Genomic DNA, 20,252 nt, shown 5'->3' on the forward strand with positions numbered 1-20,252 from the left:
CCAGTCAGTTAGTTATCAGGGCTGCTACGCAGCCCATCGCCGGCAAGCCGACTCCCACAGGGCCTGTAGGAGCTGGCTTGCCGGCGATGGGCCGCAAAGCGGCCCCAAACGCTTGACTGACGGGTATCAACGCTGTCTGTTCTTGGCGATCTCGATATCGTCCATCAGCGCTTTGGCCAACAGGCTCAGATAGTCGGCTGCCGACAGCAGCTTGTGGTCATCCTCCATGTCGCCTTCACGCACCAGGTGCTTGATGTAGCTGAGCAGCACGGATACCTGCTCGTAGGCATCGTCAATCGGAATGCCCGGCTGCACACGCAGCAGATCAACCGGCGGGTTACCCACATCGAGGAAGGTCGCCACGCCAACGGTGGTCAGGACCTTGGGTTCGTCTGCCATGGCTTCACTCCTCGGTCCGTTGGCAAAAAAGCCGAGCGTGCACGTGCTCGACCAGCGAATGGGCGATCTCGCTGGCATGCATGGCATTGCTCAGCATGTTCAGGCCAGGTTCGCCTGCGCGGGCGCGGCAGTGTTCGTCGATGGTTTCGATGACGCCGCGCAACAGCTCGCTGGCATGGGCCAGGGCGTCGGGCGGGTACATGTCGGACTGGACGGTGAAGAATGGGGTAGTGACGGGTTTACGGCTGGGTGGGTCGGGTACGATCTTCTTCATGGCTTGTAACCTTTGTTCTGCTTATGGAAACCGCCACCTGAATCTTTCTCACGGATTGTGGGTGGCAGCCGTACGCAGGGTGAGAAACCGAGGAACAAAGGCAAAACTCGGCCAGACGTAAGCCTGCCCGCGCACGGCCGCCATAACGACGATGCCTTGTATCAGTCGGGTTCTCACACCCGGTCACCGAAGTGACCCGAAAACGTTATCCCTGAGGCATTTCCCCGACAACAGCGATACTTCAGCAGCGCTCGTAGGATAATTCCCAAGCAGGTCGATGCTGAAGCATTTGGTTTCAGGTTCAGAAATGTCTTACGGCTAAAGCCTTGGTCTGGAAGACTCCCGCAGAAGAGGTGCTCAGGTCAGAAGCTGCCTTTGAGTGGGTATTCGATGATCAGGTAGATGCGGTCAATGTCGTCGCCTGCCTGTGCCTCGTTGGCGCGGTGACTGACGTGTGAGAACGACAGGCTGAGGTCCTTGGCGGCGCCGGACTGCACCACATACTTGAGGTCGATGTCGCGTTCCCAGTGGCGCCCACCTTGACCCTGCTGGCCCGTGTAGGCACCGCCCGCCGGAGCATGCGTGCCATCGATCGCGCTACCACTTACATAACGCGCCATCAGGCTAAGACCGGGCACGCTGAGGGTGGCGAAATTGAGGTCGTAGCGCAGTTGCCAAGAGCGCTCGCCTGGGCCGTTGAAGTCGGCGTATTTGATCGAGTTTGCCAGGTAGATGGAGTCGCCGCCGACGAAGTCGAACGGGGTGTCGCCCTCGATCTTCTGGTACGCCAGGGTCACGGCTTGAGCACCGAAGCGGTATTTGCCTGAAAGGCTGTAGGCGAGGGTGTCGATGGCGCCGGCACTGGCGTTGCCGGTGTCGCGGGTCTGGTACAGGTTGCCGTCCAGGCGCCAGTTGCCCTCGGCCAGGTTCAGGTTGAGGTAGGCCTGGCGCCAGGTGTCCTGCAGCTGCCCGGCGTACAGCGCGCCGCCGAACGGCCCATCAGGCGCGAAAGTGGCGCCGGCCAGGCTGATGGCGCGGCCTTGGGTGGTGGCGCCGTAGCCGCTGAAGTCGTCATGGGTCGAGCTGTTGTCCTGGTTGTTGAACGCGGTGAAGCGCCCAGCCTGCAGGTGCCAGTCGGGCAGGTCGGTGTTCTCCAGCAGCCAGCCGGTGGCGTATTCCGGGTGCAGGCGTTTGTCGCCGGTGTCGAACACCGGGGTTTCCACCATCAATTCGCCGTAGCGCAATTGCGTGTTGCCCAGGCGGAACTTCAGGGCGGCGCCGGCGCTGGAATAGTCGGACGCGGCGCGGCCGTCGCTGTCACGTGGCAGCAGGCCGGTGCCGGCATGGCCTCGGCCACCGTCGAGCTTGAGGCCAAGGAAACCATGGGCGTCGATGCCTACACCGACAGGGCCTTCGGTGAAACCGGAGCGAATCTCGCCGATGAAACCTTGGGCCCATTCCTGGCGGTAGTTCTGGCCGCTGCCGGAAGGCGAGCGGAAGTCGCTGTGCAGAAAATAGTTGCGGCTGAGCAGCGACCAGCCGGGGTCTTCTGCCTGACTGAGCGCGGGGCAGAGGGCGAGGGTGGCGAGCAGGGCGCGGCCTGGTCCGTGAGTGGCGCGGATCATGGGGGCTCCGGGGTGGATGATCCGGGACTGTGCGGGAAGCGTAGAACAGGGTCTTGTAAGGGTGTGCTGGTTTAGATGGCCCTATCGCCGGCAAGCCTGCGATAGGGCCTGTACTGACTCAGGCCATGTCGCTGATCGCGAATTCCTCCGCCAGGTGATCGATCAGCGACCGCACCGACGGCAGCAACCCACGCCGCGAAGGGAAGATGGCATGCACGATGCCGCAGCGCGGGTGCCACTGCGGCAACAGCTCCACCAAACGGCCTTCGGCCAGGTCTTCGCGCACCGCCACCCGTGGCAAGTGCGCGATACCAACTCCGGCCACCACGAAATGGCGCAGGGCAAACAGGTCATCGGTGACCATGCGCGGTGTGTGCGGGATCACGATGCTGCGGCTCATGTCCTCGCCCTGGAACAGCTCCCACTGGTACTCGCGCTGGGCGCTACCCCAATGCACGCTGGGCAGCGTGCCGAGCAACTGCGGGTTGAAGCCCTTGGGCAAGTGCTCCAGATACTGCGGGTGCCCCACCAGGCACTGGGTGCTGTTGCTCAGTACTTTCATCACCATGTCGGTGTTTTCCAGCGGCGGGAAGCGCACGCGCAGCGCTACGTCGAAGCCTTCGTGCAGCAGGTCGACGCGGCGGTTGGTGCTCTCGATGAACAGCTCTACCTGCGGATACTTGAGCATGTAGCGGGTGAGCATTGGCCCGACCCAGGAGTTGAGCAGGGTAGTCGGGCAGCTGATGCGCACCAGCCCGCGCGGTTCGCTGCGGTTGCGCTCGATGATTTCTGCCGCGCCCTCGGCTTCTACGCGCATGGCCAGGCAACGGTTGTAGTAGGCCTGGCCGATCTCGGTGAGCGAACAGTGCCGGCTGGTGCGGTGCAGCAGGCGCACGCCCAGGCGGTCCTCAAGGTCGGCGATGCGGCGGCTGAGTTTCGACTTGGGCATGTCCAGCGCCCGCCCGGCCGGGGCGAAGCCGCCGTGCTCTACCACTTGGGTGAAGTAGTAGAGGGAGTTGAGGTCTTCCAATGATCGTTCTCCAGGTGGAACGCTAAGGGCAATTTTCGCAGTCTATCGCTTTTGCCGGAGCGCCAAATCAGTTGCCCTTGAGAACAGGCTGGCCAATCCGGAAATTTGCCTGAAGCTTAATCCGCATCCGAATCAAACAACCGCTCCAACTCCACCCGCGCTTCCTTGGCCGTCTGCATCACCTTGGCCCGGTCATCACGCACCTGCCCCTGCGCTTCCAGCACTTCCTCGTCATGCTGGGCAAACCGATCGATGCGGTCCGCCGCCTGTTCACTGCTCAGCCCCAACCCGACCAGCGCCCGGCGGGTCATTTCCAGGCTCGAATAGAACGTCTCGCGAATTGGCTCTGCGCCCACGTCTACCAGTTTGTGCACATGCTGCCGGTTACGCGCGCGTGCCAGTACCTTAAGGTGTGGGTACAGGCGTTTGACCCGCTCTGCCGTGCGTGTGGTCACTTCCGGGTCGTCGGTGGTGATGACGAAATACTCCGCTTCGCCGACCTTGGCTGCATGCAGCACCTCGGGGCGCTGCGGGTCGCCGTAGAACACCGGGGCCTGTTCGAACATGCGGGTCATCTCGATGGCGTCCACCGAGGTTTCCAGGGCGACGAAGGGGATTTTCTGCGCCCGCAGGATACGCGAGACGATTTGCCCCATGCGGCCCATGCCGACGATCACCACACGCGGGGTACCGGCATCGATGGCCTTGTATTGCTCGGGTACTTCGCGTGCAGGTTGCGTGTGCTTGAGGGCGCGGGCGCAGCCGAGCATCAGCAGCGGGGTGATGGCCATCGACAGGGTTATGGTCATCAGCAGCAGGTCGTAGGTCTGAGTGTCGAACAGGCCCTGGTCCTTGCCCAGCTTGAACACCACGAAGGCGAACTCACCACCGGCGGCCAGCACCATCCCCAGGCGCAGTGCGCTGGCGCTGTTCAGGCCTCCGGCCAGGCGGCCGACGCCGATCAGCAGCACCAGTTTGACCGTCACCAACAACAGGGTCAGGCCCAGCAGAACGAGCGGCATTTCCAGCAGCAGGCTGAGGTTTGCGCCCATGCCGACACTCATGAAAAACAGCCCCAGCAGCAGGCCTTTGAACGGTTCGATCTGCGATTCCAGCTCATGCCGGTATTCCGAGTCGGCCAGCAGCAGGCCCGCGAGGAAGGCGCCCAGGGCCATGGAAATGCCTGCTTCCTCCATCAGCCAGGCGGTGCCGATCACTACCAGCAGCGCGGTGGCGGTGGACACTTCCGGTAGGCCGGTGCGGGCCACGATGCGGAACACCGGGCGCAGTAGGTAGCGCCCGCCGACGATCACCACAGCGATGCTGGCGAAGACGTTCAGGCCATGTTGCAGGCTGTCACCGTGGCTGGTCTCCGGGCCGCTGGCGGCCAGCAGTGGCACCAGGGCGATCAGCGGGATCGCGGCGATGTCCTGGAACAGCAAGATGGCGAATGCCAGGCGGCCATGCGGGGCGTTGAGCTGCTTGTTCTCGGCCAGGCTCTGCAGGCCCAGGGCGGTGGACGAAAGGGCCAGGCCAAGGCCTACCACGATGGCGGCAGAGAGTGACTGGCCGAAGCCGAACAGGGCGATGGCGCCGATGAGTGCGCCGGTCAGCAGCACCTGTGCAGTACCGACGCCGAACACTGACTTACGCATCAGCCACAGGCGCTTGGGCGACAATTCCAGGCCGATGATGAACAACAGCAAGACCACGCCCAGTTCGGAAATGTGCGCCACGCTTTCGGTGTCGCGGATAAGACCCAAGGCCTGTGGGCCGATGGCCACGCCAGCCAGCAGGTAGCCGATGACGGCGCCAAGTTGCAGGCGTTTGGCCAGGGGGACGGCGAGGACGGCGGCGAGCAAGAAGATCACCGCGGTTTGCAGAAGGCTGCCTTCGTGTGGCATTGGCTCGAACTCCATGAGCTGCCGGGGCAGCGTTAGAACAGTGTGGCGGGCAATTCTGGGGATTGCCGGTGCCTAAGACAATCTGCCGGAGAGGAGAAACATTGTCCCACCAAGTGTGACAGTCTTGCCTGGCCTCTTTGCGGGCAACAGAGATCTATCAGCTCAAATGCCGCCAAACTGCGCCCGATACTGCGCCGGCGTCATCCCTATCCGCTCGCAGAACACTTTGCGCATATGCCGGTCGCTGCCAAAGCCACATTGCGCCGCCACCACTTTTAACGGCCGGTCGCTGCCTTCGAGCAGTTTGCGTGCCTGGTCGATCCGCGCGTTCTGCAGGTACTGCAACGGCGTGATGCCCACCTCGCGCTGAAAGGTACGCGCGAAGTTGCGCCCACTCATCGCCACCAGATCGGCCATCTTCTGCACGGTAAAGGCCTGGTCGATATGATCGACGACATACGCTTGTACCCGTGCTGTTACCGAGCCGTCCCGTGGCACCGCCGCGAGCAGTGGACTGTAGGGCGTCTGCCCGCCCTGGCGATGACGGGCCACCAGTAGCACCTTGGCCACTTCCAGGGCCAGCGCCTTGCCGTGATCTTCTGCGACGACGGCCAACGCCAGGTCGATACCTGCGGTTATACCACCTGAAGTGATCAGGCCACGGTCGACCACATAGATCTGCTCGGTCTCGACTTTCGCCTCGGGGAATGCGCGTGCCAGGCGCTCCACATAATTCCAGTGGGTGGTACAGCGATAGCCGCCCAGCAGCCCGGCCCGCCCGAGCAGGAACACTCCGGTGCAGATGGCGCCGAAGCGTTTGGCACTGTGCACGGCGTGCCCAAGCCAGCGCTCCAGCCTGGGCAGGGCGACGTCATAGGCTCCTGGCCCGCCGGGCACCAGTAGCAGGTCGACGTTGCCCGGTAGGTCTTCCAGGCGCAGGTCTGCCATGACCTTCAGGCCACAGGAGCCCCGAATGGCACTTTGGCTTTCGGCCACGGTGATCAGCCGGTAGCGCCTGTCTTCGGGCAAGAACCGGTTGGCGATGGCGAAGGCGTCCATGGGCCCCGTGACATCCAGCAACAGCACATCGTTGAACAGCACCATGACCACGGTGCGATGAGCGGGATTTTCCTGCATACCTCTTACGCCTTGAATGCTGGCCGCTTGTGCGGCCTGAAGCTGAATTCGGAGTGCATTTTAAGTTATCGGCAGGGCATCGGGGCCAGCAGTGCACAATTAAGAACTATTCAGGTTTGGCTCAGGACTTTGTCATGTCCCGAGGGCGAGACTTCCTGCATTGAACAGGAGAGCCGCCATGAACCCTGGCACGCCCGAAGACAACCCTCATTCCCCCGGTGCCCTGACCCCCGCGCGGTTACGCCAGGCCAAGGAACTGATGCTGCGCAGCTCGCTGTCGATCATTGAGATCGCAGGGGTGTGCAACCTCACCCGTAGCCATTTCTCCCGTGCCTTCAAGGTCAACACCGGCCTTTCGCCCCAGGCCTGGCGACTGCTGGCGCGGATGGAGAAGGCCAAGCGCCTGTTGGCCACCGAGGCGCCTATCACCCATGTGAGCCTGGAGTGCGGTTTTTGCGACCAGGCCCATTTCACTCGCGCCTTCAGCCGCTTGGTCGGCCAACCGCCCAAGGCCTGGCGCCAGGCAGCGCGCATCGACGCACATCCTTAAGACGGTTTTATCCACAGGTATAAGCCCTCGGGACAGTACCGAGGCCATTTTCCCCACCCAAGGAGTTACCCCAATGAGCCAACCAGATTACAAGCGCCTGAACAAAGACGACGCCGTGGTGTTGCTGGTCGACCACCAGACCGGCCTTATCTCACTGGTGCAGGACTTCTCGCCAAATGAATTCAAGAACAACGTTCTGGCGCTGGGCGACCTTGCCAAGTTCTTCGGGCTGCCGACCATTCTCACCACTAGCTTCGAACAAGGTCCTAACGGTCCGCTGGTGCCTGAACTCAAAGAGATGTTCCCGGACGCGCCGTACATCGCCCGCCCTGGCCAGATCAATGCCTGGGACAACGAGGACTTCGTCAAGGCAATCAAGGCCACCGGCCGCAAGCAACTGATCATTGCCGGTGTGGTTACCGATGTGTGCGTGGCGTTCCCGACCCTCTCGGCACTGGCCGAGGGTTTCGAGGTTTTCGTGGTGACAGATGCATCGGGCACCTTCAATCAAACCGTGCAGCAGGCAGCGTGGGTACGCATGACCGAGGCGGGCGCGCAGATGATGAACTGGTTCTCGGTGGCCTGTGAGCTGCACCGTGACTGGCGCAACGATATCGAAGGGCTGGGCAACCTGCTGTCACAGCGCATTCCAAACTACCGCAACCTGATGAACAGCTATGCGGCCTTGAGCGCGCGTTGATGTGAATCAAGGGCCGCTATGCGGCCCAATCGCCTGCAAGCCGGTGCAGACAGCAGAATTCAGACCTGCTGCACCGGGATGGTAAGCCGAATCCTGCACCCACCAAGCGCCGAAACCTGCGCCTGCAACTGCCCTCCATGGGCCTGTACCACCGAATTGCAGATCGCCAGGCCCATCCCCAAACCGCCGCTCTTGGTCGTGTAGAACGCCCCGAAGACCTGATCCCGCTCCTCTGGAGCGATGCCCGGGCCGTTATCGTCGACGCAGATCTCCACTTTGTCTGCCAGCACCTCGGATGAAATCTGCAGCCGCCCATCACTGCGATAGCCCGCCAGCGCCTCCAGCGCATTGGTGATGAGGTTGAACACCAACTGCTGCAACTGCACCGGGTCAGCCATCACGCTTACCGCTGCATGCAGCCGGGTCTGCACATCCACCTTGCATTTGCCGGCATCGCCAGAGGTCAGCCGCACTACTTCCAGAATCAGTTCGTCCAGCTTCACCGTCTTGAGTTGCATCGGCGTTTGTTTGGCCAGCGAACGCAGTGCCCGCACGATGTTGGCTGCGCGCTCGCTGTCGTTGCGAATGTCTTCGAGGCCGGCAATGGCTTCCTTCAGATCGGGCGTTTCGCGCTTGAGCCAGCGCAGGCTGGCTGCGGCATTGGAGGCGATACCCAGAAGCGGCTGGCTGATCTCGTGGGCGATGGATGCCGAAAGCTCGTTCATCACCTGCTGGTGCGCACTGCTGGCAAGCTGCGCACGTGAACGGCGCAGTTCGGCTTCCATCTGCGCGCGAGTCTGGTTGTCTTCTGCCAGACGGGTATAGAACTTTGCTGTCTGCAGCGACACCGCCGCTTGTGATGCCAGAATCTCCAGCATGGCCAGGCGCTGGCCGCCGAACAGGTTCGGCACCAGGCGGTTCTCCAGGTAGACCAGGCCAATCAGCACACCCTGAATAACCAGTGGCAGGCACAGTACCGAGCGCGCATTACGCGCCTGCAGCTCCTGGCGGAAGGCTTCCGGGCATTCGCTCAGGGCATCGTTGAGCACCAGCGGTTTCTTGGTGCGCATGGTGGCGTTGATGATCGACAGCGGGGCCTGGGTGAGGAATTTCTGGCAGTTGTCCATGCGCACATGCAGGCCGACATCATCGATATAGGCCAGGGCAGCCATCTGGAACTCGGCGCCACTGACGATCAGCAGTGCGCCGTGATCGGCACCGGAGTGCTGGGTCAGGTGGCCCATAAGCGTCTCGATGAGGCCTTCGAGCAACACCTCTTCGGACAGCGCCCGCGCAGCTTCGATACCCGCTTCCAGGTCCAGCCGCGCCTGGCTGGAAGAACGGTGGGTTTCCTGTACCGGCTGGGTGCGCAGGAACGGGTGCAGTGTCTCGAGTTGGCGTACTTTGCCTGTCGCGCCCCAGATATGAAAACAGTCGCGGGCAATGCGCAGGTGCAGGTTGGCGCCAGAGATCAACCCGTTGGGGATGCACACCTCGGCCAGTTGTTCATGAGCCAGAGCCTGTTCATGAATGAAACCGGCCGCAGTGGCGGCGATCTGCGCCTGATCGAAGCAGCGGATGGCGGCCATGCCGTCGCCATTGAGTTTGGCGATGACCCCTTCTATCAACAGCAGCTTGTTGCGGAAGGTAACCGGGTTGAAGTTGGCCCAGCTGGCAAAGCGCACGCGCACTGCCTGCAGCGCGGCCAGTTTACTGGCAAGGCTGCCAGGTGCTTCCGGGCTGCCCAGAGCCAGGCCATGAAACAGGTGGTAGTCCGCCAGGTTGATGTGCGCGGGTGCCGCCCAGGCATGCTCGCCAGCACAGGCGAGGCTGTGTATGGCCTGCTTGATGTTGCCCAGATAGAAGGCCGACATGCCGCTGAACAGGTGTTTGAAGAACAGAGTCGTTCGTGATTTCACCCCTGCGGTCGAGCCTGAGAAGGCGTTGCCACACAGGTCGGCGACGAATGCTTGCTGGGCCAACAGGATATGTTCAATGTCGCTGTAGCTGTACCTGCGCACGGTGGCCAGGCCCTGTGCCACCTCATCGGCTACTTCCGGCAGGTAGCGCCCCATGAACAGCGAGTCCGAGACCAAGTGATTGCTGGCATAGCAACTCATTGCCAGGTCGCCGCTCAGGCGGCCTGAATCAATAGCCTCCAGGGCAGTGCGCCGGGCGAATTCCATGGGTGCGGTCCAGGCGCTGACCTGGTCCAGGGCAAGCAGCGCGCTGGTCAGGTCTGCCTCGAAGCCGTGACGCTCGATCAGTTTCAGCGCCGCCAGGCAGCAGGCATGCCCATCGTGGTAGGCACCGAAGCGCTCGGCGATCATCACGCCGTACCAGGCGAGCCCATACGTGCTGCCTGGCGCAACACCCTGGCTCAGGGACAATTCCATGAGCTTGGCCAAGTGCAGGAAACAGATATCGTCCTGGACGAAAAAAGATGATGAAAGGGTCGCCAGCAGGCCCACGGCAACCGTCACTTCCTGCGCATTGCAACGTGGCAGTGACTCCAGGCAGTGGCGGCCTTTGCGCTCGATCAGGGCCTGCACATGGGCAAAGCTGGCCTCGACCTGGGCCTGATTGCTTCCGCGGTCCAGTGTGATGCCCAGTAGCTCAAGGCCGTAGACCGCTGCGCTGATGGCCGCTTGGTAGTCGCAGCGCAAGGTATGTAGGCGTGCCTGTAGCCTGCATACCCGTGCCTGGTCAAGGGCCGTTCTCGCCCGGTTCTGGCAATCGGCGAGGCGGGCCTCAGCCTGCGGCATGCGTGACAGCTGCATGTCGCACTCCGCTGCCATGCAGGCGATGCTGAAGGCGTGTTCGGCATGGGCTGAGGGTGTCGCGCTGACGCGTAGCACATGGTCGGCGGTGTGCAGGTAGGCGGCCGCCTGGTCAACGGCGCCACTGTCGCGCGCACGCAGGGCGGCCTCGTGCAGTAATGGCAGGAAGGCCTCGCAGTCATTCGTTTCGAACGCTTTCGGGCTGGCGCGTTGTAGCTGGTTGGCGATATCGAAGACGGCATCTTGCAGATCGTCTTGCCATGTAAGCTGCATGGCCTGCGCGATCCGCGCATGCAACTGTGCCCGTTCACGCATCGGCGTGAGTTCGTAGGCGGCGTCCTGCACACGGTCATGGGCGAAACCAAGGCCCCTCTGCCCAGGCAGAAGGAAGCCTGCGGCAGTCAGTGCTTTGAGCGATTCGGCGGGTAGCCCTGCAGGCAGCGCCAGGATGCGCTCGAGCAACCGCTCATCGCAGCGGTTGCCCACGGCGCTGGCAATGCGCAGCACATCGCGCTGGACAGCGGGCAGGCGGGCCATGCGTTGGACCATCAGGTCGGCGACGTTATCGGCATAACGGTGGCGCGCCACCGCGTCCAGTGACCATGACCAGCGCATGGCTTGGGTGTCGAACGTAAACAGCCCATCCTCGACCATCGCAGTGAGAATCTGGTTGATGAAAAACGGGTTGCCCGCGGTCTTGTCGTGCACCAGCTGCGCAACCTCCAAAGCCGCCTCCGGCTGCACGTGGTATCGCTCGCCAATAAGCTCTGTCACTGCGCTCACGGTAAGCGGGCGCAGGTTCAAGGTGGTACTGCGCACAGCGGCAGCAGGCGTGAAGGCATTGCTGCTGGGGTGCGCATCGTTGCGCCGGGCGAAAATCAGCAAAAGGTTACCCGGCGGCTTGGCGAACAGCTCCGCCAGCAAGTGCTGTGTGCCATCGTCAGCCCACTGCATGTCATCCAGGAATAGCGCCAGCGGGTGGCCGGGCCGGCTGAACACGTGGAGGAACTCGACGATGGCCCGTAGCTCCTTCTGCAGTGCCGACCGCGTAGGTTTTTCCGGCAGTTCGGGCAGTGGGCCGATGATCAGGTTGAGGTCAGGAGCCAGCTTGCCCAGCAGTCGGCCGCGGCCTTTTAGCCGACGCAGGATCTCGCGGCGCAGCGTTTCGAGGTCTTGGCTGTTTTTCGCCAGCAACTGCGTGGCCAGCGACTGCAGAATTTCGATCCAGGGCGCGTAGGGCACTGCCTGTTCGAGGCTGTTGCATTTCCCGATGGCCCAATAACCGTCGGCGCCGGCCTTCAGCGCCGTTTCGACCAGGCGTGACTTGCCCATGCCGGTGGCACCACTGACGAACAGCGCTTGCGGTGTGCTGTCACGGCGCAAGGCTTTCATCAGCAGAGCGATCACCTTCTGTTCGGCATCGCGACCGTACAGGCGTTCGCGGCTGGGCGCGATACCGTCCGCGCTGCCCGGTTCAAAGCCTTCGATGGCCTGTGAGGCGGCCCACTGCCGTTGACAGTGGTCAAGGTCGATGGCCAGGGCACGTGCGCTCTGGTAGCGGGCTTCAGGCTCTTTGGCCAGCGCTTTGGCGAGGATGTCGCTGAGCGCCAGCGGCACCCTGGCGTCGACTTCGTTGGCTGCCCGCGGTTGCACGCCGGCATGCAGCTGGCGCCAGTGCAGCGTGTCGCGCCCGCTCAAGGGCAGCTCGCCCAGCAGCAACTGGTAGAGGATCGCGCCCAAGGCATAGATGTCGCTGCGCTGATCGCGGCTGGTGCCATGGGCGCAGAGCTGCTCTGGTGCCAGATAGGACCAGTTGCCGATCGCCATTTGCTGCGGGCTGCCCTGCACTTGAGTGTCGGCGCGAAAGCAACCAAGCCGAACACGTAGCGCTTGCCCGATGCAGATGTGTTCCGGTTGCAAGGCTCCATGCAGCACATTGTGCTCATGTGCCTGCGCCAGGGCCCGCGCAGCGTTTACCGCAACGCGGAGAAAGGGCGCAAGCGCGGCAGGGCCTTGGGCGATGAGGTCAGCGATCGAACGGCCGGCCGGGTATACCAGCAATGGGCCTTCGGCGGAGCGCAGAAAGGCCGAAGGGAGAACCGCCCACTCAGGGTCAAGGTGCAGACGGTAGTCGCGCTCCAGGCGTTGGCAGGCGGCTGGAGCTTCGACCGGGGCGCGCACGGCGAGCCAGGCCAGGCGTGTGACGGGGTCGTGCAGGCGGAAGTAGGTGAGGTCACCTTCCTGGTCCAGTTGCGTGATGTCACACCGGCTCAACCAGCCGTCGTCGATAGACTGAGCGTAATCGACGGGCCTTTGCACAAGGCGTTCATCGAGCATCCATCACCCCCTGCTTGGCGACATCCAGAGGCGCGAGTATACGCAGCGAAACCCTTGCGCTTGGTGCATGCATGCCGCTTGGCAGGAATGGGCACCATCTTGACCGTTATGAGCCCCGGTGCAGCGGCGCGCGCTTGTATAGTCCTAAGGCCAACCTATCCCTCGGGATAATTGTTACATCGCGCCCGCTGGCCTAGATTGCACAAGGCCGCGCAACCGCCCGTGCCCGCGAGAGAAGCCCATGATCCGATTAGGCAATGCCCAAGTATCGTTGGAGCGGCGAGAAGCCTTTGTCGACGGCAAGCCGGTCCCATTGGGTGGGCGCGCGTTCGAGGTACTGGCCACTTTGATCAAGGCCAAGGGCCGCGTGGTCGGCAAGGACGAGCTGTTCAGCGAGGTCTGGGCGGGCACGGTGGTTGAAGACAACAACCTGCAGGTGCAGATCTCTTTGCTGCGCAAAGCCTTTGGCGCCCCGGGTCTGATCCAGACGGTACCACGCCGAGGCTACCGGCTGGCTGTCGACGTTGTCCTAGATCTGCCATGCACTGCGCTGGGTAGATCGCCCTTGAAGGATGCGGCAGAGGCCCTCGTGCCTCTGGGCGACAGTGCGAGCGTACCGGTGCTCGTGGTGGATGACGACCCGTCGGTGCGCAAGGCTCTGGCGCGGCTGTTCCGTTCGCAGGATATCGCGCATCGGTTGTATGCCTCGGCCGAAGAATTGTTCGAAGGCCAGGTCGAAACGCCCTACGCGTGCCTGTTGCTGGACATGAACCTACCGGAGGCCAGCGGGCTGGAGGTTCAGGATGTGCTGCGTCGTCTCGACCTGCCCTGGCCGATCATCTTCATGACCGGTTACGGCACCATCCCCCTGACGGTGCAAGCCATGCGCGCAGGTGCGGTGGAGTTTCTGACCAAGCCCTTTGACGAAGACCAGTTGCTGGCGGTACTCGACGCTGCGCGCGCACGTGCCCTGGTGCAAGGTCGCAAATGGCATCAAGCGCGGCAGGTGAAGCAGAAATACCAGCGCCTTACCCAGCGTGAGCGCCAGGTGTTCTCGTTGGTGGTCGATGGCCTTTCGCACAAGCAGATTGCCAAGCAGATCGGCACCAGTGAGGTGACGACCAAGGTCCACAAGAAGAACATCATGAACAAGATGCAGTCCCGCTCACTGGTCGAACTGGTAGCCATGCACCACGTCATCGAATCGCGTGTCGAGGGCCAGGGCCCGGCATGAACAGTGCGGTGTGTATCGTTGATGACGATGCTTCAGTGCGAAAAAGCCTGGCCAACCTGTTGCGTTCGGCCGGGGTTGCCACGTTGCTGTTCGCCTCAGGTGAAGAGCTGCTGGCATCTGACCTGGCACCGATGGCCGGCTGTGTGCTGTTGGACCTGAAGATGCCTGTGTTGAGCGGCCTTGAGGTTCAGCGGGAGATGGCGCGGCTGGGTTGGCGGTTGCCGGTGATCTGTATGTCGGCGCATTGGGATGATTTGGCGGTGGAGGCGTCTATGCGCAACGGGGCCTTGGCATGCCTTGGTAAACCGTTCAGCGAAGAGGTTTTGCTTCGGGTTGTCGAAGAAGCACTGGCAGCTTTAAGACATTTCTGAACCTGAAACCAAATGCTTCAGCATTGGCCTGTTTGGAGAATTGAGTAGCGATGGGTTTACGGCTGGGTGGACCGGGTACGATCTCCTTCATGGCTTTTAGCCTATTGGCCAGAGCGCTGATGGACGATATCGAGATCGCCAAGAACAGGCAGCGTTAACCTTCAGTGCACCATCGCCGGCCTGCCGGCGATGGTGCAAGGGGCTCAGCCCAGGCCGAGCAGATCCACACCCAACTGGAAGGCCACCCACAACGCCAGCCCGGTCGCGAATGCCAGCGCGATGTTTTCGAACAGGTTGTTGCGGTATTCCTTGCTGAGCAGCGACTTTTGGTTGGACATGATCAGCAGGCCCAGCGAAATGACGGGCAAGCCGATGATGTTCAACGCACTGACGCCAATGGTCAGGGTCACGAAGTCGGGCATGCCCGGGATCGACCAGATCAGCGGCGTGACCAGAATGAACAGCATGAACCACTTGTGCATCGGGTCTTTGTGGAACTCTTTGCCGTAACGCTCGCGCCGCTGCGGCTGTACATGCTGGAAGGCATCGGTAATCAGCATCGGGAAGGCCGTGGTCTTGCCGGAAATGCTGGCAAACAGCGTGGCGAACACGCCGATGAAGAAGATGTACCAGCCGATCGGGCCGAAGAAGATTTCCAGCGCCTTGCCCAGGTCGCCGAGGGTTTTCACTTCGATGCCGTTCGGCCGCAGGATTTCCGCGCCGACGATCCAGATGGCCAGGTTGATGACGATACCGACGAACACCGCGAACAGCAGGTCGTTGCGCTGGATGCGTTTGTGTTGCGGGCCTACCCAGCCCTTCTGGCGCATCACGTACGGGTGCACGAAGTTGGCCACCGAGCCTGCCACCGCGCCGATCACCGAGACCGCCACCAGCAGCGCCCCGTGCACGCCTTCGTCAGCCGGGATGCTGAAGCCGATAGTACCTTTGACGATACCGGCCACATCCGGGCCAGACATCACGGCCAGTGCCAGAAACGCCAGCGTCATCACGGCCAGCAGGACCTTCATCACGCCTTCGATCATTGCGTAGATGTTGCGCCCGACCAGCATCCACACAGCCAGCACTACAGCCATCGAGCACAGCAGCGGATAGTCGATGCGCAACAGCATCGCCAAGGCTTCGCCGGCGCCCTTGATCATGTAGGCGTTCATCAGGTGGCCCATCAGCAGCGCATAGGCCAGCATGAACCAGGCAAATACGGGGTGCAGTTGCGCATACCCCTGAAGGATGGTCATGCCTTGGTTATTGCACAGCTGGAAGCGGGCGATGATGTTGACGATCAGGTATCTGAGCAGCAGCGAAACGGCCAGTACCCACATCATGGCGTAACCGTAGTTGGCGCCGGCTACGGATGAGGTTATCAGATCACCTGCGCCAAGCCAGGACAGCACCGCGATGATACCTGGGCCCAGCAGTTTGATCAGCCGTGTTACACGGCCTTGAGAGGGTGTGGCAGCACTGCCCTCGGCCGAATGAATGCTCGACATGGGGATGTCTCCGATTATTGTTCTTGTTAAACGAGCGCAGTCGAACACAATAGATAGGATGTCGTACAACTACATTTTGTTTTCAAATGTTTCTAAGTATTACAGATTTTAGGTGATGCCTTGTTACTACTGGTGTCGCGAGCAGATGCCTCGAAAGTGCCAGTATCCTGCAAATGAAAAAGGCCGTTTGCACGGCCTTCTTCGAACTCGCATGGGCATTTAGTTCTGGTTGCCTTGAGCGTCGTCTGGTTGGTAGTAGCGAATGCTCCGAACCTGGCCAGTGCTGTCCCGGTAGGTCATGGTCGCGGTGCTTGCCTGGCCTTGGCTTGTGGCCGAGGGGGCGAGGCTGATCACTTCGGCGATGTCCAGGTTCATGCCGTAGTGGTAGGGCGTCGCTTCGGTGGACTGGGCAAAGGCGCCGGCGCTGGTGCCCAGTGCAAGGGTAGCGAGGGTGAGTGCGAAAACGGTGCGAAGGGTCATGGTCGTTCTCCAGATTCAGTAAGGGGTGGCGACGATTGCTTGCTGTCTGGAACTAATATTGCGCGCAATTAGTTAGCGCGCAAAATATATTGCTGCTATGGGCAGCATTGAGTGCGCATATGAAGGGCTGGCCGTAGGGCTAATGACTTCCCGGCCGGTACTGCAGGGCTTCGGCCAGATGCGCCCTGGCAATCGTGCTGGCCCCCTCCAGGTCGGCCAGCGTGCGTGCTACCTTCAACAGCCTGTGTGCGGCGCGCAGGGAAAGCGTCAGGCGCTCGCAGGCACTCTCCAGCCAGGCCTGGTCGGCAGCGCACAATTCACAGTGCCGTCGTAGCCCCTCAAGGTCCAGAAACGCATTGGCACAGCCTTGTCGCCGGTGCTGCACCTCGCGCGCCTCGGCCACCCGGGCCGCCACATCGGCACTTGTCTCGCCGCAAGGTTGATTGTTGAGCGTGGTGGTTTCGCGCGCCACGGTCAGGTGCAGGTCGATGCGGTCCAGTAGCGGGCCGGAAAGCTTGTTGCGGTAGCGCTGGATCTGTTCGGTGCTGCAGCGGCAGCGGCCCGTGGGGTCGCCCAGGTAACCGCAAGGGCACGGGTTCATGGCCGCCACCAGTTGGAAGCGCGCCGGAAAGCGTACTTTGTCCCGTGCCCGGGCAATCACGATCTCGCCAGACTCCAGCGGCTCGCGAAGCACCTCAAGTACACGGCGCTCGAACTCCGGAAGCTCATCCAGAAACAGTACCCCATGGTGCGCCAGGGTGATTTCACCTGGCTGTGGCCGGCTGCTTCCGCCTACCAGCGCGGGCCCGGACGCTGAGTGGTGCGGATGGCGAAACGGCCGTTGCGGCCAGCTATCAAGCGGTTTGTGCCCGCTTACCGACTGGATGGCTGCCACTTCCAGCGCTTCATGCTCATCCAGCGGCGGCAGCAGACCGGGCAGGCGGCTGGCGAGTAGTGTCTTGCCCGTGCCGGGCGGCCCCGTGAACAGCAGGTTATGCGCACCTGAAGCCGCCAGCAGCAAGGCACGCTTGGCGGCCACCTGGCCCTGCACCTCGCTGAGGTCGGGGTAAGGGCGGCTGTGCAGCAACAGACCGTTGGCGGCAAAGGGAGGCAGCGGCACCTGGCCGTTGAGGTGCGCGACCAGTTCCAGCAGGTGCCCCACGGCGTACACCACCAGCCCACCCGCCAGGCTCGCCTCTTCGGCGTTTTCCCGCGGCACCACCAGTGCCCGGCCAGCCTCCCGCGCCGCCAGTGCAGCAGGCAGCACGCCCTGCACCGGACGCAGCTTGCCCGAAAGCGCCAGCTCGCCCAGGCATTCGATGTCGGTCAACGTGGCCACCGGCACTTGGCCGTCAGCGGCAAGGATGCCCAGGGCGATGGCCAGGTCGTAGCGCCCGCCGTCCTTGGGCAGGTCTGCCGGTGCCAGGTTTTGGGTGATGCGCCTTTGCGGGTAGTTCAGCCCGGAGTTGACGATGGCGCTGCGCACCCTGTCTTTGCTTTCCTTGACGGTGGTTTCGGGCAGGCCGACCAGGGTGAGGTGGGGCAGGCCGTTGGCCAGGTGGGTTTCGACGCTGACAGCAGGTGCCTGCACGCCAACCTGGGCGCGGCTGTGGACGAGGGCAAGGGACATGGACGCTCCGTTGTCGATGATGAGGACGCCGCTTCCTGCGGCTTGGGCAAGCATAGAGAGGGTAGGGGGAACAAGCGCAAGAAGAGTGCGTCCTTGTTTTTCAGGTCAGGGATCTCCCCTGCTTTTCATACAACCTGACAAACAATGGATCCAATATCTTTGCGCCTGGCAAAGCTATGGCTTAGTGTTCAACCGTTACTGCCTTGCCATGGGATGGCAATGCGTCTCCTCCAAATGGACTTAAGGTACTGCCCGTGCAAACGCTCACTCGCATCCGCCAGCAGATCCATGAACAGGTAAAGGCCAAGGAGTTCGCTGAACTCAACCATTTCTTCGATACCCTTCAGGCGCAGTGGCGGCAAGCGCGCCCAGGGGAGTGCCCGGCCTACCTTGAAGCCGTTCAGGGGCACATGCTGGTCGACTGGGATGTAGAAGGCAGCAAGGCCCTGACGCAACGCCTCAAAGCGTGGATCGACGCCTGCCCCAAGGCTTATCACCCCCAGGTAGCCATGGGCTTTCACTGCTTCAATCGCGCTTGCCGTATTCGCGGTACGGCTGCCGCCAATGAGGTGTCCGCAGCGCGCTGGCTGGCCGCCGAGCAGGCCTGCGAAATGGCCGCAGCGCACTTTCTGCGGGCCATTGAGCGTTGCGCGCAGCCTGTAGCGGCGGCGATCGGTATGTTGCAGATCAGTGCGCATTTTCGTGAACCGGGCTGGCTGGTGGAGCTGTTTCAGGGCCGGACGGCGTGCTTTCGGCCCAGTGCCCATGCCGATGTCGAAGTGCAGGAGGCTGCGGCACCGCTGCTGGTCAAATATGGGCTGGCACCCCTGGTTGAGCTGCCGCAAGTGCTGCCTTCGTGCCTGACTCACCGCCTGCTGGCTGAGCAGGAGCCTGCGCGGGACTACTGGCTGCGCCATGCCTTGAACTGGTTCCCTGGCTGCTTCGAGGTGGTCGAGGCCTATGCCAGCTACCTCACACCCCGTTGGGGCGGTAGTTATGAGGCCATTGATGCCGTGGCCAGCGGCCCTTTATGCCGGGGCTGGCCTGAAACCCTGCGTAATGCGATCCGTTGGCTGGCACTTGAGGATCAGTTCCGGCTGCCTTCTGCCGATCAGGTGCAGCAAGTCGCGGCTTGGCAGCGACTCTTCGAGCCGTGGATGCAACGCGAGCTCAGGCCAAAGGAACGCGCCACGCTCATGGCCCGACGAGGGGCTTTTCGCCGCTTTTCGCTAAAGGATTACCCCGGTGCGATGCACGACTTCGTCGCTTCTGTGGCGCTATACCCCGATCAGGGCTTCGTACCGGCCATTGGTGAGCCGTTCTACAGCTTTGTTTGCCTGGTAGTGACACATGGCGTGCAAGACGATGCGCAAAGCTTGCGTATCGCCATCGAGCGGTTAAGCGAAAACCGCAGGCAAGCGGCGGCCTGTGCTTTGCGGTCCGTGGGGCACCAGTTCGGGTTGTGGGGTTTCAGGCAATGCGCCGAGCAGGCCCGCACCTGGCTGAACGCTGCGGTTAAACGACAGTGCGGCCGCGAGGGGCTGGGCTTTGATGTACTCGAGGTAGCGCGCCTGCTTTGGGCCGCCAAGTATTACGAGGCCGCGTATTTCCTCTACAGGCAGTGTGCCGAGTGCAAGTTGCCCGATGCCGCCGCCGCGCTTTACGCGCTGCATTGCGGTCGGCTCGAGGGGACGCCGGAACACTACATAGACTCTGGTGCAGCAGCGCATTGGCTGCTGTGTGCCGCGCAGGCAGGCAGCCAGATGGCCAAGTACGACCTGGCCTGCCAACGCATGCGTAATGACCAGAACTTGAGCGAGCGTAGCGCGATGCTGGCGGTAAGGCGCTTGCTGCTCGATTGCCTGGGCAACGAGGCGCTCGATGCCCAGGCCCGCTTGCAGTTGGCCATTCTGCAGCGCCAGTTCGGCGACCCCCGGGAGCGTGCAGAGGCAGTCGCCTACCTGCTGGATCTGGTGCACTACGTTGATTGCGCGATAGCCGGGCGTGCCAGCGCGGAGCTTGGCCTGGCCTGGATGCACGGGCATGGTACGCGCAAGCCGAGCCGCTTCGCGGCCATCGAATGGGCCAACCGTGCGGTCGCGCTGCAGCCAGGGGATTCGGTCATCGAGGGCATTCAGGCCCGGATTCGCAATTCGCACAACCTGTTCAGGACGCTGTTCACGGTGTGCGGTGCAACGCTGTTTCGAGGGGACCTGCATGCCAGTGAGCTGCCGCCCAAGCCAAGCAGCCAGGCACCCGGCCGGCTGCGGGCTCCCGCGTGAGGGCAGGG

15 protein-coding genes are annotated in these 20,252 nt (G+C 62.4%); 5 read left to right on the forward strand and 10 right to left on the reverse strand.

The annotated features are described in order from the left end of the window. Window positions 1–126 precede the first annotated feature (126 nt). The 6 genes from JET17_RS01105 to JET17_RS01130 form a co-directional block, all read right to left on the reverse strand. Window positions 127–399, reverse strand: a complete 273-nt coding sequence (locus JET17_RS01105; protein WP_012312170.1) for a DUF3077 domain-containing protein — start codon at window positions 397–399, stop codon at window positions 127–129. A 4-nt stretch (window positions 400–403) separates the two neighbouring features. Further along, entirely contained in the window at window positions 404–673 is a 270-nt protein-coding gene (locus JET17_RS01110; RefSeq protein ID WP_012312171.1) for a hypothetical protein, read from the reverse strand. 362 nt (window positions 674–1,035) lie between these two features. Further along, the gene (locus JET17_RS01115; protein ID WP_012312172.1) at window positions 1,036–2,298 is read right to left on the reverse strand and encodes an OprD family porin; all 1,263 of its coding nucleotides are present in this window, start codon (window positions 2,296–2,298) and stop codon (window positions 1,036–1,038) included. A gap of 118 nt (window positions 2,299–2,416) precedes the next feature. Next, window positions 2,417–3,328: a LysR substrate-binding domain-containing protein gene (locus tag JET17_RS01120; RefSeq protein ID WP_012312173.1), complete on the reverse strand. Its 912-nt coding sequence runs from the start codon at window positions 3,326–3,328 to the stop codon at window positions 2,417–2,419. A 116-nt stretch (window positions 3,329–3,444) separates the two neighbouring features. After that, window positions 3,445–5,232 (reverse strand): monovalent cation:proton antiporter-2 (CPA2) family protein, encoded by a 1,788-nt coding sequence (locus tag JET17_RS01125; RefSeq protein ID WP_012312174.1) that lies wholly within the window; start codon window positions 5,230–5,232, stop codon window positions 3,445–3,447. Window positions 5,233–5,394: 162 nt separating this feature from the next. Next, on the reverse strand, window positions 5,395–6,369 hold the full coding sequence (locus JET17_RS01130) for a GlxA family transcriptional regulator (RefSeq protein ID WP_012312175.1): 975 nt from the start codon (window positions 6,367–6,369) through the stop codon (window positions 5,395–5,397). Between the two features lie 178 nt (window positions 6,370–6,547). Between JET17_RS01130 and JET17_RS01135 the strand changes: the two genes are divergently transcribed. Together JET17_RS01135 and ycaC are read left to right on the forward strand one after the other, a co-directional pair. Further along, window positions 6,548–6,919 carry a helix-turn-helix domain-containing protein gene (locus JET17_RS01135; RefSeq protein ID WP_012312176.1) on the forward strand — a complete coding sequence of 124 codons (372 nt, stop codon included), beginning with the start codon at window positions 6,548–6,550 and terminating at the stop codon, window positions 6,917–6,919. Window positions 6,920–6,992: 73 nt separating this feature from the next. Next, on the forward strand, window positions 6,993–7,619 hold the full coding sequence (gene ycaC, locus JET17_RS01140) for an isochorismate family cysteine hydrolase YcaC (RefSeq protein ID WP_012312177.1): 627 nt from the start codon (window positions 6,993–6,995) through the stop codon (window positions 7,617–7,619). A 59-nt stretch (window positions 7,620–7,678) separates the two neighbouring features. Here the strand turns inward: ycaC and JET17_RS01145 are convergent, their stop codons facing one another. Then, entirely contained in the window at window positions 7,679–12,736 is a 5,058-nt protein-coding gene (locus tag JET17_RS01145; protein WP_012312178.1) for a trifunctional serine/threonine-protein kinase/ATP-binding protein/sensor histidine kinase, read from the reverse strand. Between the two features lie 241 nt (window positions 12,737–12,977). Here JET17_RS01145 and JET17_RS01150 point away from each other — a divergent pair, with 241 nt between their 5' ends. Both JET17_RS01150 and JET17_RS01155 read left to right on the forward strand, forming a co-directional pair. Next, window positions 12,978–13,970 carry a response regulator gene (locus JET17_RS01150; RefSeq protein ID WP_012312179.1) on the forward strand — a complete coding sequence of 331 codons (993 nt, stop codon included), beginning with the start codon at window positions 12,978–12,980 and terminating at the stop codon, window positions 13,968–13,970. Beyond that, window positions 13,967–14,341, forward strand: a complete 375-nt coding sequence (locus tag JET17_RS01155; RefSeq protein WP_012312180.1) for a response regulator transcription factor — start codon at window positions 13,967–13,969, stop codon at window positions 14,339–14,341. The genes JET17_RS01150 and JET17_RS01155 overlap by 4 nt, the downstream gene beginning before the upstream one ends. 203 nt (window positions 14,342–14,544) lie before the next feature. Here JET17_RS01155 and JET17_RS01160 read toward each other — a convergent pair whose 3' ends face one another. The 3 genes from JET17_RS01160 to JET17_RS01170 all read right to left on the reverse strand — a co-directional run bounded on the left by JET17_RS01160 (window position 14,545) and on the right by JET17_RS01170 (window position 17,962). Next, on the reverse strand, window positions 14,545–15,852 hold the full coding sequence (locus JET17_RS01160) for an Nramp family divalent metal transporter (RefSeq protein WP_012312181.1): 1,308 nt from the start codon (window positions 15,850–15,852) through the stop codon (window positions 14,545–14,547). A gap of 219 nt (window positions 15,853–16,071) precedes the next feature. Further along, window positions 16,072–16,332, reverse strand: coding sequence for a DUF2790 domain-containing protein (locus JET17_RS01165; protein WP_012312182.1), 261 nt, complete (start codon window positions 16,330–16,332; stop codon window positions 16,072–16,074). A 139-nt stretch (window positions 16,333–16,471) separates the two neighbouring features. Then, on the reverse strand, window positions 16,472–17,962 hold the full coding sequence (locus JET17_RS01170) for a YifB family Mg chelatase-like AAA ATPase (RefSeq protein WP_012312183.1): 1,491 nt from the start codon (window positions 17,960–17,962) through the stop codon (window positions 16,472–16,474). A gap of 254 nt (window positions 17,963–18,216) precedes the next feature. Here JET17_RS01170 and JET17_RS01175 point away from each other — a divergent pair, with 254 nt between their 5' ends. Further along, window positions 18,217–20,244, forward strand: coding sequence for a DUF4034 domain-containing protein (locus JET17_RS01175; protein WP_012312184.1), 2,028 nt, complete (start codon window positions 18,217–18,219; stop codon window positions 20,242–20,244). Window positions 20,245–20,252 lie beyond the last annotated feature (8 nt).

The organism is Pseudomonas putida (assembly GCF_016406145.1).
Classification (GTDB): domain Bacteria; phylum Pseudomonadota; class Gammaproteobacteria; order Pseudomonadales; family Pseudomonadaceae; genus Aquipseudomonas; species Aquipseudomonas putida_E.